This is a genomic window from Streptomyces sp. NBC_00299 (assembly GCF_036173045.1).
Classification (GTDB): domain Bacteria; phylum Actinomycetota; class Actinomycetes; order Streptomycetales; family Streptomycetaceae; genus Streptomyces; species Streptomyces machairae.
Window position 1 is genome coordinate 8,883,848 of the sequence record NZ_CP108039.1, and the last position, 15,900, is coordinate 8,899,747.

The 15,900-nt window shown below is 71.8% G+C and carries 14 protein-coding genes; 6 read left to right on the forward strand and 8 right to left on the reverse strand.

From position 1 onward, the window contains the following. Positions 1-107 precede the first annotated feature (107 nt). The 5 genes from OHT51_RS39485 to glyA are packed head-to-tail and all read right to left on the reverse strand — an operon-like array spanning position 108 to position 6,441. Positions 108-731, reverse strand: coding sequence for a sarcosine oxidase subunit gamma (locus tag OHT51_RS39485; protein ID WP_328883714.1), 624 nt, complete (start codon positions 729-731; stop codon positions 108-110). After that, positions 724-3,588, reverse strand: coding sequence for a sarcosine oxidase subunit alpha family protein (locus tag OHT51_RS39490; RefSeq protein ID WP_328883715.1), 2,865 nt, complete (start codon positions 3,586-3,588; stop codon positions 724-726). Before OHT51_RS39490 ends, OHT51_RS39485 begins: the two co-directional genes overlap by 8 nt. Next, complete coding sequence (locus OHT51_RS39495; protein WP_328883716.1) at positions 3,585-3,884, reverse strand: sarcosine oxidase subunit delta; 300 nt, start codon at positions 3,882-3,884, stop codon at positions 3,585-3,587. Before OHT51_RS39495 ends, OHT51_RS39490 begins: the two co-directional genes overlap by 4 nt. 23 nt (positions 3,885-3,907) lie before the next feature. Beyond that, the gene (locus OHT51_RS39500) at positions 3,908-5,128 is read right to left on the reverse strand and encodes a sarcosine oxidase subunit beta family protein (protein ID WP_328883717.1); all 1,221 of its coding nucleotides are present in this window, start codon (positions 5,126-5,128) and stop codon (positions 3,908-3,910) included. Next, entirely contained in the window at positions 5,125-6,441 is a 1,317-nt protein-coding gene (gene glyA / locus OHT51_RS39505; protein WP_328883718.1) for a serine hydroxymethyltransferase, read from the reverse strand. Before glyA ends, OHT51_RS39500 begins: the two co-directional genes overlap by 4 nt. A 94-nt stretch (positions 6,442-6,535) precedes the next feature. Here glyA and OHT51_RS39510 point away from each other — a divergent pair, with 94 nt between their 5' ends. Beyond that, positions 6,536-7,201, forward strand: coding sequence for a GntR family transcriptional regulator (locus OHT51_RS39510; protein WP_328883719.1), 666 nt, complete (start codon positions 6,536-6,538; stop codon positions 7,199-7,201). A 68-nt stretch (positions 7,202-7,269) separates the two neighbouring features. Here OHT51_RS39510 and OHT51_RS39515 read toward each other — a convergent pair whose 3' ends face one another. Then, the gene (locus OHT51_RS39515) at positions 7,270-8,211 is read right to left on the reverse strand and encodes an EamA family transporter (protein ID WP_328883720.1); all 942 of its coding nucleotides are present in this window, start codon (positions 8,209-8,211) and stop codon (positions 7,270-7,272) included. 68 nt (positions 8,212-8,279) lie between these two features. Here OHT51_RS39515 and OHT51_RS39520 point away from each other — a divergent pair, with 68 nt between their 5' ends. From OHT51_RS39520 to OHT51_RS39535, 4 genes are all read left to right on the forward strand, one after another. Next, positions 8,280-9,146 (forward strand): LysR family transcriptional regulator, encoded by an 867-nt coding sequence (locus OHT51_RS39520; protein WP_328883721.1) that lies wholly within the window; start codon positions 8,280-8,282, stop codon positions 9,144-9,146. Between the two features lie 443 nt (positions 9,147-9,589). After that, positions 9,590-10,363 (forward strand): HAD family hydrolase, encoded by a 774-nt coding sequence (locus OHT51_RS39525; protein WP_328883722.1) that lies wholly within the window; start codon positions 9,590-9,592, stop codon positions 10,361-10,363. Further along, the gene (locus OHT51_RS39530; RefSeq protein WP_328884581.1) at positions 10,363-12,846 is read left to right on the forward strand and encodes a glycoside hydrolase family 65 protein; all 2,484 of its coding nucleotides are present in this window, start codon (positions 10,363-10,365) and stop codon (positions 12,844-12,846) included. Before OHT51_RS39525 ends, OHT51_RS39530 begins: the two co-directional genes overlap by 1 nt. A 159-nt stretch (positions 12,847-13,005) precedes the next feature. After that, positions 13,006-13,887: a universal stress protein gene (locus OHT51_RS39535; RefSeq protein WP_328883723.1), complete on the forward strand. Its 882-nt coding sequence runs from the start codon at positions 13,006-13,008 to the stop codon at positions 13,885-13,887. A 3-nt stretch (positions 13,888-13,890) separates the two neighbouring features. Here OHT51_RS39535 and ppk2 read toward each other — a convergent pair whose 3' ends face one another. Beyond that, the gene (gene ppk2, locus OHT51_RS39540) at positions 13,891-14,694 is read right to left on the reverse strand and encodes a polyphosphate kinase 2 (protein ID WP_328883724.1); all 804 of its coding nucleotides are present in this window, start codon (positions 14,692-14,694) and stop codon (positions 13,891-13,893) included. Positions 14,695-14,916: 222 nt separating this feature from the next. Continuing rightward, on the reverse strand, positions 14,917-15,258 hold the full coding sequence (locus OHT51_RS39545; RefSeq protein ID WP_328883725.1) for a DUF6479 family protein: 342 nt from the start codon (positions 15,256-15,258) through the stop codon (positions 14,917-14,919). A gap of 140 nt (positions 15,259-15,398) precedes the next feature. On the opposite strand from OHT51_RS39545, the gene OHT51_RS39550 reads away from it, so the two are divergent. Further along, a complete protein-coding gene (locus tag OHT51_RS39550; RefSeq protein WP_328883726.1) occupies positions 15,399-15,782 on the forward strand; it encodes a ferredoxin in 384 nt (127 codons plus the stop codon). The last annotated feature ends 118 nt before the right edge of the window (positions 15,783-15,900 follow it).

The following is a 15,900-nucleotide window of genomic DNA, read 5'->3' on the forward strand; positions in this document are numbered from 1 at the left end:
TCGCGGAAACTTGCGGCAGCTCTCGACCTGTTGTCCAAAACCGGCGCCTCCGGCTCGACAGGTGCCGATCAGCCGGAGGCGGTGGTGAGCGGGAGAGTTCGGGCCCGTCAAGGGACCTCCGGCCCCCGGTACTCGCTCATCGCGTCGATGAGCCAGCGGGCCAGGTAGTCGGCGAACGAGGAGCGCGGGAAGAGCCGGTACGTCGGCTCGTCGTCGACCTGCCACAGCAGTACCGCCACGGGTCCCACCGTCGTGGACACCGCCCGGCCGGGGCCGAAGAGCCGGGGATGAAGGTCCAGCGGGCAGCCCTTCTCCAGGACCTGCCGGGCGGCCGGGCCGCCGAGCTCCAGCGTGGTGCGGTTGGCCGAGACGTCCACGACCGAGCCGGGGTCCGCTCCGAGTGCCTCCTTCAACTCGGCGGCCACGGTGGTGTCTTCGGACAGTACGAGCCATTCGTCGGGACCGAGCCAGACGATCGCGTGGGCGCCGGATGCAGTGGTGTGGCCGCACTGTCGGGGGAGTGGCGTCCCCAGAGCCTTCGCCACGCGGTCGGCCGCCTCGGAGGCGGGATCGACCCGCAGGTTCACCATCGTGAGGAACGGCCGCTCGGTCAGCGCCACACCCCGGACCCCCGTGACGGTGGCGGCGCGCATCCGGTCCTCCAGATGGGCCAGGGGGCTGGTGCGCGGTGCCACCGGGCCGGAGCCTGTGCCGGTCGTGGGCTCAGCCATCTCGCTTGGTCCCTTCGGGGTCGTAGAGGACGAAGTCGGTCACCTCGACGGGCACCAGGGCATCGCCCACGGGGGCGAGCAGGGTCTCGCCGATCCTCGCCCGTCCGTCGGCGACGAGTGCCAGGGCGAACGGGCGGCCGAGGGCCGGGCTGTGGTAGCTGGAGGTGACGTGGCCGAGCATCGGCACGGGCACCGTCTCCAAGGAGACGTCCGGTGCGACGAGCTGGGCGCCCTCGGGCAGCCGGGTCGTGCGGTCGGCCGGCAGCAGGCCGACCAGTTGCTTGCGGTCGGTGCGGGAGGTGTCGGCGCGGGAGTAGGACCGCTTTCCGATGAACTCCTTCTGCTTCGAGACCACCCAGGACATGCCCGCGTCCTGCGGGGTGACGGTGCCGTCGGTGTCCTGGCCGACGATGATGTAGCCCTTCTCGGCGCGCAGGACGTGCATGGTCTCGGTGCCGTACGGGGTGATGCCGTACGGTCGGCCGATCGCGTACACCTCCTCCCAGACCGACAGGCCGTACCACGCCGAGACGTTGATCTCGTAGGCGAGTTCACCGGAGAAGGAGATCCGGCAGATGCGGGCCGGGATGCCGGAGGCGAGGGTGGTCTCGCGGAAGGCCATGAAGGGGAACGCTTCGTTGGACAGGTCGACGTCGGGGGCGAGATGGGCTACGACCTCGCGTGACTGCGGGCCCACGACGGCGATCGTCGACCACTGCTCGGTCACCGAGGTGCAGTGGACGTCGAGTTCGGGCCACTCCGTCTGCAGCCACTCCTCCAGCCAGTCCAGGACCCCGGCGGCACCGCCGGTCGTGGTGGTCATGAAGTAGCGGTTGTCGTCGAGGCGCAGGGTCACGCCGTCGTCGAAGATCATGCCGTCGGGCTTGCACATGACGCCGTAGCGGGCCATGCCGGGCTTCAGCTTCTTGAAGGCGTTCGTGTACATGCGGTTGAGGAACTCGCCCGCGTCCGCGCCCCAGATCTCGATCTTGCCGAGGGTGGAGGCGTCCATGAACGCCACTCCCTCACGGGCCGCCCGGCATTCGCGGGCCACGGCCGTGTCCATGTCCTCGCCCGGCCCGGGGTAGTACCAGGGCCGCTTCCACTGTCCGACGTCCTCGAACACCGCCCCTTGAGCGACATGCCAGGGGTGGATGGACGTCGTGCGCTCCGGGTCGAACAGCTCGCCCCGTTCACGCCCGGCCAGCGCGGCGAAAGCGATCGGCGTGTACGGGGCGCGGTAGGCCGTGGTGCCGATCTCGCCCAGCGAACCGCCGAGGGCCTCGGCGATCACGCCGATGGAGTTGACGCCGGACGTCTTGCCCTGGTCGTTCGCCGTGCCGAGCGAGGTGTAGCGCTTGACGTGCTCCACGCCGCGCATGCCGGCACCGGTGGACCGCCACACGTCGGCGACGGTGACGTCGCGTTGGAGGTCGACGAGATGGGTGTCCCAGGTGGCGGGTTCGCCGTCGGGGGCGGGGACCAGCCACAGTGCGCGCACCGGGCCGGGCGCGGATCGCGCATCGCCGAGCGACGGTACGACGACCGGGAAACCGGCGTCCGTCTCGGCCTGTGCCCCCGCCCGCGCCCCTTCGGCCAGACAGCCGTCGAGGTCGTACGTCCCACGCGCCGCACCCACGACCTGCTGGTCCCGCACGGTTCCGTCGGGGACGAACGCGACCAGCTCCTCGTCCCAGCGCAGCCGACCCTGACGCTGGCTGTGCAGGTGTACCACCGGGCTCCACCCGCCCGAGACGGCGAGCAGGTCGCAGTCGAACGACTCTCGCGTACCGGTGAGTTGGCCGTCCTCGTCGAGGGCCTGCACGGTGACGCCGGTGAGTCGTCCGCCGCCCGCGGCGGACACCACCGCGCTGCCCGTCAGCACCCGCACCCCGGTCGCCCCGGCGACCTCGGCGGCCCTGCCGGACAGTTCGGGGCGTGCGTCCACGACGGCGGCGATGTCGATCCCGGCGGCGTGGAGGTCGGCGACGGTGTCGTACGCGCTGTCGTTGGTCGTGCTGACGACAGTCCGCGAACCCGGCACCACCGCATACCGGTTGAGATACGAACGCACGGCCCCGGCGAGCATCACCCCGGGCAGGTCGTTGCCGGCGAACACCAAGGGACGCTCGTGGGCCCCGGTCGCCAGGACCACCTGGCGGGCCCGGATGTGCCACAGCCGCTGACGCGAGACTCCCTCGGACGGGTCGGGGGCGTCGGCCCCGAGGTGGTCGGTGCGCCGCTGGAGGGCCAGTACGTAGTTGTCGTCGTACGACCCGAACGCCGTGGTGCGTTGCAGGACCACGACGTCGGGGGCGGCGTCGAGGGCCGCGCGCACCTCGGCGACCCACTCGAGGCCGGTCCGCGTGCCCGAGAGCAGCGAACCGCCGGGCTCGGGCTGGTCGTCGACGAGGATCACGCGGGCGCCGGAGCCGGCGGCAGCGGCGGCGGCCGCGAGTCCGGCCGGTCCGGCGCCGACCACCAGCACGTCGGTGTGGACGTACTTCTTGTCGTAGACCGCGGGGTCGGGTGTCGGGTCGAGCCGGCCCATCCCGGAGAGGGTGGTGGCGGACAGCCCGTCGTACAGCTCCACAGTCGTGGCCGGGAGCATGCCTTCCGAGCACGAACCGTCCATCTGGAGCAGGGCGTTGGGCTCCTCCACGCCGGCGGCGACGATGCCGCGGGGGCGGCCGCGGTAGAGCGACGGGGCGACCTCGACAACACCGTTCGCCAGCATCGCGGAGGCGACGGTGTCGCCGGGGTGACCGGTCAGCTCCCGCCCGTCGACGGTGAACCGCAGCACGCGGGCCCGGTCGATACGGCCCCCCTGCCGCCGCCGGAATCGCTGGTCGGTCATCGGTTGTTCCCTCCGGCCTGGGGCAGTTCGGGGCGGGGCTCGTCGAGCCGGTAGGAGCGCAGCACCTCGTAGGTGACGGTGTCGCGCAGGACGTTGAACCAGCGACGGCAGCCGGTGCTGTGCATCCACCGCTCGGCGAAGGGGCCCTTGGGGTTGTCCCGGTAGAAGACGTACTCGGCCCACTGCTCGTCCGTGAGGTCGGCGGGGGTCTCGGGGTAGGGGACATGGGCCTGTCCGCCGTAGTGGTACTCGGTCTCGTCGCGGGGGCCGCACCATGGGCAGCTGATCAGCAGCACGGTGTCCTTCTCTCAACAGGCTTTCAGTGGGCCACGGCTGCCGCGCCGTGCTCGTCGATCAACGCACCCGTCGCGAAGCGTTCGAGGGCGAACGGGGCGTTCAGCGGATGCGGTTCGCCCGTGGCGATGGTGTGCGCGAAGGTCCAGCCGGCGGCCGGGGTGGCCTTGAAGCCGCCCGTTCCCCAGCCGCAGTTGACGTAGAGGTTCTCGACGGGGGTGGTCCCGATGATCGGGGAGGCGTCCGGGGACACGTCGACGATGCCGCCCCAGGTCCGCAGCACATGCGCCCGGGCGAAGACGGGGAACAGCTCGACGGCGGCGGCCATCTGCTGCTCGATGACGTGGAAGGAACCGCGCTGCCCGTAGCCGTTGTACGAGTCGACACCCGCGCCCATCACCAGCTCGCCCTTGTGGGCCTGAGAGACGTAGACGTGCACGTGGTTCGACATGACGACCGTCGGGTGCACCGGCTCGTGCAGCTCGGAGACCAGCGCCTGCAGCGGGTGGGACTGCACCGGCAGCCGTACGCCCGCCCGCTCGGCGAGCACACTGCTGTGCCCGGCGGACGCGAGCCCGACCCGGCCGGCGAGGATGCGGCCCCGGTTGGTCTCGACGCCCACGACCCGGTCGCCGTCCTTGAGGAAGCCGGTCACCTCGCAGCCCTGGATCAGGTCCACGCCCATCTCGTCGGCCCGGCGGGCCAGCGCCCAGGCGACGTGGTCGTGCTTGGCGATACCGGCCCGGGGCTGGAAGGTGCCGCCGAGGACCGGATAGCGGGTGCGGGACGAGACGTTGAGGATGGGGCAGACCTTGGCGACCTCGTCCGGTTCGAGCCACTGGGCGTCGACTCCGTTGAGGCGGTTGGCGTTGACGCGCCGCACGCCCTCGCGGACGTCCTGGAGGGTGTGCGCGAGGTTGAGGACGCCGCGCTGGCTGAACAGAAAGTCGTAGTCCAGCTCCTCCGGGAGCTCCTCCCACAGCTTGAGCGCGTACTCGTAGATCGCCGCGCTCTCGTCCCACAGGTAGTTCGAGCGGATGATCGTGGTGTTGCGCGCCATGTTGCCGCCGGCCAGCCAGCCCTTCTCCAGGACGGCGACGTTGGTGATGCCGTGGTTCTTGGCGAGGTAGTACGCGGTGGCCAGGCCGTGCCCTCCGGCGCCGACGATGACGACGTCGTACGAGGAGCGCGGCTCGGGATTGCGCCAGAGGAAGTCCGGGTGCTCCGGCAGCGGTTCGGCGGTCATGCCGTGGCTCCGTCGAGGTGGGGGTACAGGGGGAACGCGCCGGCGAGCTTCTCGACCCGCTCGCGCAGCAGGCCCGCGTGCTCGTCGCGGAACTGCTCGTCCTTGAGGGCCTCGGCGATGATGTCGGCGACCTCCCGGAACTCCGCCGCCCCGAAACCCCGGGTGGCCAGGGCCGGGGTGCCGATCCGCAGCCCCGACGAGACCATCGGCGGGCGCGGGTCGAACGGGACCGCGTTGCGGTTGACGGTGATGCCGACGCGGTGCAGCCGGTCCTCGGCCTGCTTCCCGTCGAGCGCGGAGTGGCGCAGGTCGACGAGGACCAGGTGGACCTCGGTGCCGCCGGTCAGCACGGTGATCCCGGCCTCGGCCACGTCGTCGGCCAGCAGCCGGCCGGCGAGGATGCGGGCGCCGTCCAGGGTGCGCTGCTGGCGTTCCTTGAACTCCTCGCCCGCCGCCACCTTGAAGGCCACCGCCTTCGCCGCGATGACATGCTCCAGCGGGCCACCCTGCTGACCCGGGAAGACCGCCGAGTTGATCTTCTTGGCCAGGTCGGCACGGCTGAGGATCACCCCGCCGCGCGGGCCGCCGAGGGTCTTGTGCGTGGTGGTCGTCACGACGTCGGCGTAGGGCACCGGGTTCGGGTGCAGGCCCGCGGCCACCAGGCCGGCGAAGTGCGCCATGTCCACCATCAGGTACGCGCCCACCGCGTCGGCGATCCGCCGGAACGCCGCGAAGTCCAGCCGCCGGGGATAGGCCGACCAGCCGGCGACGATCATCTTCGGCCGGTGGGCCAGGGCGAGCTGCTCGACCTCGTCCATGTCGATCCGCAGGTCGGACTCGCGCACGTGGTACGGCACGACGTTGTACAGCTTGCCGGAGTAGTTGATGCGCATGCCGTGGGTCAGGTGACCGCCGTGCGCCAGGTCGAGGCCGAGGATCGTGTCGCCCGGGTCGAGCAGCGCGAACATCGCGGCCGCGTTGGCCTGGGCGCCCGAGTGCGGCTGCACGTTCGCGGCCTGGGCGCCGAACAGCTCCTTCACCCGGGCGATGGCCAACTGCTCGACGACGTCGACGTGTTCGCAGCCGCCGTAGTAGCGACGGCCCGGGTAGCCCTCGGCGTACTTGTTGGTCAGCACCGAGCCCTGGGCCTCCATGACGGCGGCCGGGGCGAAGTTCTCCGAGGCGATCATCTCCAGCGTGGACTGCTGGCGGTGGAGCTCCGCGCCGACGGCGGCGGCGACATCCGGGTCGAGCTCGCGCAGCGGGAGGGAGAGGGGGGAGGCGGACGTGGTGATCGACGGGTTCGCTGCCATCTGTGCACCATCCTGGGAGCCAACTAATGAGCAACTGATATATCAATCTCTGCGGTACGGTATGAGAGCTCGCCGGACAGGTCAAGGGGGCCTCATGCAGAACGTGGCGACCGCGCCCAGGGGCGAGGAAGTGTCCCTGGCCGAGCGGGCCTACCGCGCCATTCGCGACCGGCTCGTCATGCTCGAGATCCGCCCGGGCGCGCCGATCAACGAGGACCAGCTGGCCCAGTCGCTCGGTGTCGGCCGGACGCCGGTGCGTGAGGCGCTCAAGCGGCTCCAGTACGAGCGGCTCATCACCACCTACCCCCGACGCGGCACCTTCGCCACCGACGTCAACATCACCGACCTGGCCCACATCTCCGAGGTGCGCCTGGAACTGGAGCCCCTGGCCGCCGCCCAGGCCGCACGCCGCGCGACGGCCGCGGACCGGGCCGTCCTGACGGCCCTGCGGGTGGAGCTGGAGAGCGAGGGGCCCCGGCAGCGCGCCGCCGCCGAGCTCATGCACCTGGACCTTCAGGTCCACCGAGCGATCTACGCCGCCACGCACAATCCGTACCTGGAGGACACTCTCGTCCGCCACGACAATCTGGCGACCCGCATCTGGTGCCTGTTCGTCGACCGGCTGTCCGACATGGCCGGCCATGTCGAGGAGCACGGACCGCTGGTCGAGGCGATCATCGCCGGGGACCCCGACAAAGCGGCGCAGCTCGCCCGCAGCCATGTCGAGGGCTTCGAACGGGCCATCCGCGACGCCATCTGATACGCGAGGTGCGATGGCGGCACCGACAACTCGCTTGCGCACTCCGGGAGTTGGCGAACTGCCCCGCGTCAGTCCCGTGACGTGAGGATGCTCAGCGCGTTGGCGGCGACGATGGCGCCGATGCTCGCCCACTCCGGCCCGCCCAGGTCCTGCCCCAGACCGATCAGCCCGACCACGGCCGCGAGGACCGGGTTGACGCTCATGAACAGTCCGAAGGCCCGGGCCGGGACGTGCCGGAGGGTGAACAGGTCCGCGAGGTACGGCACGGCCGAGGACAGGAGCCCGGCGGCGACGGCGCAGGCAAGGGCGCCGGCCGTGGGCGGGTGCTGCACGGCGATGACCACGCCGACCGGCAGGAACATCAGGGCGGAGATGCCGGACGCGGCCGCCGCGCCCTGGGCGCCGGGGATGCGCCGGCCGACGGTGCGGTTGAGCAGGATGTACGACGCCCAGCAGGCGGCGGCCAGCAGGCCCAGCGCCAGCCCCACGTAGTCGGTCGTGGGCTGCGGACGCATGAGGGTGATGACACCGGCCGCGGCGATCAGCGCGCAGCACACGTCCACGCGGCGGCGCGACGTGGCCAGGGCGATGGTGAGAGGGCCGAGGAACTCCAGCGTCACGGCCAGGCCCAGGCCGACGCGCTCGATCGACGAGTACAGCGAGAGGTTCATGGTGCCGAACACCACGGCCAGCGCGGCGACCGGCCACCACTGACTCCAGGTGAACGAGCGCAGCCTCGGCCTGCTCACGGCCAGCAGGACGACGGCGGCGACGTACTGGCGCACGGCGACGACACCGATCGGGCCGAGGACGGGGAAGGCGAGGGAGCCGATCGCGGCGCCGGTCTGGGTGGACAGTCCGCTGCCGATCATCGTGGCCACACCGGCGAGACGCCCGCCGCTCTGCGCGGGGCCGTCGAGCGGAACCGGAGGCGAGGACGCCGGAGCGGGCGTGGACGCGGGAACAGGCGCGAGCGCGGCGGCGGACGCGGGTGCTGGGCGGGTGCGCATACGCCGATCGTGCGACCGCTCGATCTTTGCGCAAAATGCGTCCGCGCGTCCGTCTATACGCTTGAGTCATGGATCGAGCCACGGATCTGGAGCTGCGGCAGCTGCGCTGTCTCGTCGCGATCGTCGACGAGGGCACGTTCACCGACGCCGCGATCGCCCTCGGCGTCTCCCAGGCGGCCGTCTCCCGCTCGTTGGCCTCACTCGAACGCGCCCTGGGCGTACGGCTGTTGCGGCGGACCTCCCGCGAGGTGACGCCGACGGGCACCGGACTGAGGGTCCTGGCGCACGCCCGGCGCGTGCTCGGCGAGGTGGACGACCTGGTCCGGGAGGCCGCCTCCGGGCACGCCAGGCTGCGGATGGGCTACGCCTGGGCGGCGCTCGGCAGGCACACCCCGGCGTTCCAGCGTCGCTGGGCCGCCGCCAACCCCGGAACCGACCTGCAGCTCGTCCGCGTCAACTCGGCCACCGCGGGGCTCGTGGAAGGCGCCTGCGATCTGTCCGTCGTGCGCAGGCCGGTGGACGACCGGCGGTTCGAGACCGCCATCGTCGGACTGGAGCGGCGCCTGTGCGCCGTGGCCGCCGACGATCCGCTGGCCCGGCGCCGCTCGGTCCGGCTGGCCGACCTGAGCGGCCGTACCCTCCTCGTCGACCGTCGCACGGGTACCACGACGACCGATCTGTGGCCGCCCGACTCGCGTCCGGCGACCGAGGAGACGCACGACGTCGACGACTGGCTCACGGTGATCTCCACCGGCCGCTGCGTCGGCATGACCGCCGAGGCCACCGCCCACCAGTACCCGCGCCCCGGTGTCGTCTACCGGCCGCTCAGGGACGCCGAACCCATCGCCGTACGGCTGGCCTGGTGGCGCGACGACCCGCCTCCCGCAGCGCAGGCGGCGATCGAACTGCTCACAGCGCTCTACCGGGGCGACTGACGCACGCTCAGGGGCGCCCGGGCGACATCACGGGGACGGAGCAGGACACTGGGCGGAGCAGGACATGGGGGCGGGAAGGGCCCTATCCACTTCTCGCGGATCCTGATTGCGCGGTGCGCGGCCGTCATCCGCTTCCCCGCGCCGGTCTGGGTCCTTCCCGTCACCTCCAGCACACCATGCGCGCGGCTGATGCGCCAGGGACGGTCGGCGCACCTCGGCGGCAGGAGGCGGTGGCAGCGGTGCCAGGTGGTGACAACACGGGCCCGGCGGGTACCCATGAGCGGATCCCGCCGGGCGCGGGAGCGCCGTCGAGTGGAGGTGAGGGCGTCGTGCGGTTCGCGTTCTGTGACGCCGGTGCACACGGACATCCCCCGGATGCCGTATGCGCACGGTGCTGCCCCGCACCCGGCCCGGCTGCCGACCTGCCGCGGCGGGGGTGAGCGATGCACTCACCCCTCACCCCGGACGTGGCGCGCGAGGTGCTCGCCCCCGCTCTGCGCGACGTGCGCGCCGTCGTCTTCGACACCGACGGAGTGATCACCGACTCGGCCCGGGTGCACGCAGCCGCGTGGAAGGTGGCCTTCGACGGCTACCTGCACGCCCACCCGCCCGAGGACCCCGGTCAGCGCCGCCCCTTCGACGCGGGGGACGACTATCTGCGCCACGTGGACGGCAAGTCCCGCCTCGACGGTGCCGCGGCATTTCTCGCCGCACGCGGCATCGACGCGTCGGACGAGACGGTGCGGGCCGTCGCCGAGGACAAGGAGCGCCTCTTCACCGAGAGGCTGCGCGAGCACGGCGTCGATTCCTACCCGGGGACCGTACGGCTGGTGAAGGCCTTGCGCGCGGCGGGCGTGCCCCGCGCGGCGGCCTCCGCCTCCCGGCACGCGGGTGAGCTGCTGGAGCGGGCCGGGGTGCTCGACCTGTTCGACGCCCTGGTGGACGGCGGTGAGGCGGCCCGCCTGGGGCTCGCGGGCAAGCCGGAGCCCGACCTCTTCCTGGAGGCGGTCCGCCGGCTCGGCGCCCCCGCCGGTCAGGCCGTCGTCGTCGAGGACGCCCTGGCGGGCGTGGAGGCGGGTCGGCGCGGCGGATTCGGCCTGGTGGTCGGCGTGGACCGGGCCGCGGGTGCGGACACCGGGGCGCGGCTGCTGCGGCACGGCGCCGACATCGTCGTCCGGGACCTCGGAGAACTGTGTGCGGGAGGAGCGCCGACGTGATGGATCGGAGTCTGGAGGCCGCCGAGGGAGCCGACCTGGTCCCGTCGGCCGAAGAAGCGGAGCTGATCTCGAAGGCCGATGGAACGGATCTCGGCTCGGAGGTCGACGGAACGGGCTGGAGCTGGGAGTACGCGGGCTACAAGCCCGGCGACGAACGACTCCGGGAGTCGCTGTGCACGCTCGGCAACGGCTACTTCGCCAGCCGGGGCGCGCTCCCCGAGTGCGCCGCCGACGAGATCCACTATCCGGGGACGTATGTGGCCGGCATCTACAACCGGCTCACCTCCAAGGTGGCGGGCCGCCGGGTCGAGAACGAGGACATGGTCAATGTCCCGAACTGGCTGCCCCTGCGCTTCCGCGTCCCCGGCGGGGACTGGATCCGCCCCGACACCGCGAACGTGCTCGACCACCGGCTGATGCTGCACCTGTCCGTGGGGCTGCTGGAACGCCGCACGCGGTACGGTCTCGGCGACGACGATGTACTGACGGTGCGTCAGCAGCGGATGGTGCACATGGGCGACCCTCATCTGGCCGCGCTGCGCACCGAGTTCACGGCCGAGGGATTCTCCGGCCCGCTGGAAGTGGAGGCAGCCCTGGACGGGGGCGTCACCAACTCCGGCGTGGCCCGCTACCGGGACCTCGACGGCCGCCATCTGACCCACATCCACAGCGGCACCTCCGCACCGGACACGGTCTGGCTGCGCTGCCGCACCCGCACCTCCGACGTCCGGATCGGCATCGCCTCCCGGCTGACCACCGACGCCGACGTTCCGGTCACGATCAGCCACGAACGGCCGTACGCCTTCCAACGGTTGACGATCGACCTGACGCCCGGCCGTACCGTCACCGTCGACAAGACCGTCGCCCTGCACACCTCGCGCGACCCGGCGATCAGCGACCCGCTGCACGCCGCCGTCGACCGGGTGGGCAGCGCTCCCGGCTTCGACGCGCTGGTCGGGTCGCACCTCACGGCCTGGGCCCAGCTCTGGCGCCGGGCCGCGCTCGACGTCCCCGGCGAGTCGGGCCGCATCCTGCGGCTGCACCTCTTCCACGTCCTGCAGACGCTCTCCCCGCACACCGCCGACCTAGACGTGGGCGTCCCCGCCCGCGGACTGCACGGCGAGGCCTACCGCGGCCATGTCTTCTGGGACGAGCTGTTCGTGCTGCCCTACCTCAACATGCACTTCCCGGAGGTCTCCCGCGCCCTGCTCCGCCACCGCCACCGACGCCTCGAACAGGCCCGCACCAGCGCCAGGGCGGCGGGCCACAAGGGCGCGATGTACCCCTGGCAGAGCGGCAGCGACGGCCGTGAGGAGACCCAGCAGCTCCATCTCAACCCGCGCTCGGGACGCTGGCTGCCCGACCACTCCCGGCTCCAGCATCACGTCGGCTCGGCGATCGCGTACAACGTGTGGCAGTACTGCGAGGCGAGCGGCGACATGGAGTTCCTGCACACCAAGGGCGCCGAGATGCTGCTGCAGATCGCCCGCTTCTGGGCGGACAAGGCCGTCTACGACGACAGCCTGGGCCGCCACCGCATCAAGGGTGTCGTCGGCCCCGACGAGTACCACGAGGCGTACCCGGACGCCGGCGCCCCCGGCCTGGACGACAACGCCTACACCAACGTCACGGCGGCCTGGGTGCTCGCCCGCACACTCGAACTGCTGGAGAACCTCCCCGAGCCCCGCCGGCGCGAACTCGCCGAGCGCACCGGCCTGGACGGCAGCGAGCTCGAACGGTGGGACGACGTCTCGCGCACCCTCCACGTCCCGTTCCACGAAGACGTCATCAGCCAGTTCGCGGGTTACGGTGACCTGGCCGAGCTCGACTGGCACGGCTATCGCGGCCAGTACGGCGACATCCGGCGGCTGGACCGGATCCTGGAGGCCGAGGGTGACACCGTCAACCGCTACCAGGCCTCGAAACAGGCCGACGTCCTGATGCTCGGCTACCTCTTCGCACCGTCCGAACTGGGCAGTCTGTTCCATCGGTTGGGCGTCCGGCTGGACGAGCACATGTGGCAGCGCACCGTCGACTACTACATGCACCGCACCAGCCACGGGTCCACCCTCAGCGGCCTGGTCCACGGCTGGGTCCTGGCCCGGTGCCGGCGCAGCGAGGCGTGGACGTTCGTCCAGGAGGCCCTCCAGGGCGACATCGCCGACGTCCAGGGCGGCACCACCGGCGAGGGCATCCACCTCGGCGCCATGGCCGGCACCCTCGACCTCGTCCAGCGCGGACTGACCGGCCTGGAGACCCGCGGCGGCGCCCTGTGGCTGGACCCCGTGCCGCTGCCCGAACTGTCCTCCTACGGATTCCCCCTGCGCTACCAGGGCCACTGGGGCGTGCGGCTGCGCCTGGAGCGCGGGCTGCTGGAGATCGAAGTTCCGTCCTCCGACGCCTCACCGATCGACGTACGGCTGCCGGGCCGCGGGGTGACGCTGCAGCCGGGGGACACAGGACGGTTGGTGCTGCGCGACTGACCCGGCCCATCCGGCTCATCGGCGGCTTCGCTCCTCGTGACGTCCCGCCCGGTGCGGGATGTGGCCTACGGGGAGACGCTGGGAGGACAACCCTCGCGGATCCTGCGTGGAAGGCGGATCCTGCGCGCAAGGCGGATCCCGCGCGGAAAGGGGAGCGCGATGCACGGCCCGGTTGTCGTAGGGGTGGACGGCTCGCCGTCGAGCATGGCGGCCGTGGAGATCGCGGCGCGCGAGGCCGGGCTGCACGGCGTGGGGCTGCGGCTGGTGCACGCCTTCGGCTGGCCGGCCGCGCACATCCCGCACGGCGGGCGGCCCTTCGAGCCGCACAGTGCCGGGATGCGCGAGCTGATCGACGGCACGCTCACCAAGGCCGAGCAGCGCGCCCACGAACTGGCGCCGCACATCGAGATCACGCGTGACGTCGTCGTGGGAGAACCGGTGACAGTGCTGGAGATCGAGTCGCGCACCGCGTCCCTTGCGGTGGTGGGAAGCCGGGGCCACAACCGCTTCGGCGCCCTCCTGCTCGGCTCCACCGCCGGTCACATGGCCGCCCACGCCGCCTGCCCCGTGCTGGTGGTGCGCGGCAGACCGGACCCGGACGGGGCCGTTCTCCTGGCCGTCGACGGTTCGCCCGCGGCCCGCGGAGCCGTCGAGTTCGCCTTCGCCGTGGCGGCCGCGCACGGCACCGACCTGGTGGCTCTGCACGCCTGGAGCGTCCGGTCCGAGCGCGCCTACGACAGCCCCGCCGACCCGCCCTTCGTGACGTACGACGAGGGCCGGCTGCGCGACGAGGAGGAGCGCGTGCTCGCCGAGGCGCTGGGCGGGCTGCGTGAGCGGTATCCCGACGTCGCCGTGCGGCGCAGGCTGGTGCGCGGCCGGATCCGCCACACCCTCGTCGAGGCCAGCGCCGACGCCGGGCTCGTCGTGGTCGGGGCACGCGGCCGGGGCGGGTTCGCCGGACTGCTCCTCGGCTCGGTCAGCCAGGCCCTGCTGCACCACGCGCAGTGCCCGGTCGCCGTCGTCCGGTCCGGCGGGGAGTGAGGCTCACAGGCTCGCCGCGTGGTCCGGGACGTAGTTCTGCAGATCGCGCGGCGGCCGCCGGTATCCGGTCGACTCCGGACGCTCGGGCAGGTCCAGCTCGGGCGGGTGCACGGCCTCGTACGCCACGGAGCCCAGCAGGTGGGCGATCATGTTCAGCCGCGCCCGGCGCTTGTCGTCGCTCTCGACGACGTACCAGGGCGCCTCGGTGATGTCGGTGTGCACCATCATCTCGTCCTTCGCCCGCGAGTACTCCTCCCAGCGGGCGACCGATTCCAGGTCCATCGGGGACAGCTTCCAGCGCCGCAGGGGATCCTCGAGGCGGCGCCGGAAGCGTTCCTGCTGCTCCTCGTCGCTCACCGAGAACCAGTACTTGCGCAGCAGGATCCCGTCCTCCACCAGCATCCGCTCGAAGAGGGGGCACTGGCGCAGGAAGAGCTGGTACTCCTCCTTGCTGCAGAAGCCCATGACGTTCTCGACACCGGCGCGGTTGTACCAGCTGCGGTCGAACAGGACGATCTCCCCGGCAGCGGGCAGATGCCCGATGTACCGCTGGAAGTACCACTGGGTGCGCTCGCGCTCGGTCGGCTTGGGCAGCGCCGCGATCCGCGCGATCCGGGGATTGAGGTGCTCCGTGACCCGCTTGATCGTGCCGCCCTTGCCCGCCGCGTCCCGCCCCTCGAAGACCACGACCAGCCGGGCGCCCTCGGCCCGCACCCACTCCTGCAGTTTCGCCAACTCCAACTGCAGGCGCAGCAGTTCCTTCTCGTAGACCTTGCGCGGCAGCTTCTCCACCTTGTTGCCGGCCATGCCGCCTCCCAGCTTCGAACGCCAGAACAGCACCGTACTGACCGGTGACGGGGGTCGCACCCGCTACGACGCCCGCGTGCGCAACCTGCTGGCCGGCACGTTCGGCCCGGTGGGCGATCTGCCGGAGACGGCCGTCACCGGCTGTGGGCTGCGCGTGCCGTACGCGACGACCTCACCGCGCCCCGAGAGGAGGCGCGCGGGTCTCCGTACGGCTCGGAGGTGTCACCTACCGCCGCTGCCGCCCTCGCTCCAGCGCGGGCGTTCCTGCGACGGGCTGGTGCGGGAGGGAATGTTGCCGTGGGCGGGCAGGTCGTGCGGGGTGATCCGCTCATCGCTCTTCGGTACCTCGGCGGGCTCCCGGTGCTCCCGGACCTCGTGGACCGGGCCCTCGGCGGGCAGCGTCGGCTGTTCCTCGGGGCGGGGCGGACGCGATTCCCGGCGCCTGATCCGGGCGCCCAGGACAAAGGCGCCGATCAGCAGCGCCACGACGACCACACCGGCGACGAGCAACCCGACGGCGAGCGCGCCCCGAGCTGCGGCGATGTCCATCCAAGTGGTGTCCATGGGCTCGCGAGTACCCCTGGCACCCGGATGAACACGTACGGCATCCCTGATGAACCCGTTTGCCACGGCCGGCCGGAACGCCGGGCCGGAACGCGAGAGAGTGGGGTTTGGTGCCCCGGGCTCCGGCTACCCGCCCCTATGTGACATCGACAGCATCCCAGCAAGAGCTCGTCCAGTTCCTCGAGGACCGCTTCGCGTGCGCACAGGCCTGCACCGAGTGCGCCCGGACCTGCGCCCTGCGTGCGAGCCTCGTCGATCCGGACGCGGCCGAGGACCAGGACATCGTGCGACGCAAGGGCATCCTGTGCGCAGAGGTGTGCGACGCGACCTGCCGTGTGCTGTCGGAACAGGGCCGTATGGACGAAGGGGCCGAGGCCGCCATCCGCGTCCAGCTGGAGTGGACCCGGACCGTGTGCCTGGAGTGCGCCCACGTCTTCGACCGGCACCCGGGCGCCGAGGACGCCGCGAAGGCCTGCCGCGACTGCGCACGGGCCTGCACGGACTTCATGAGCACACTCGACTGACGCTCCCAGCGCCGACGCCGCAGCGGGGCGGAACGCATCCCGCCGCTCCTCGCCATTCCCAATTTCTGGAACACGTTCTACGGTGTGCGCCGACAGGACCGGCCTTGGGGAGCCTGGA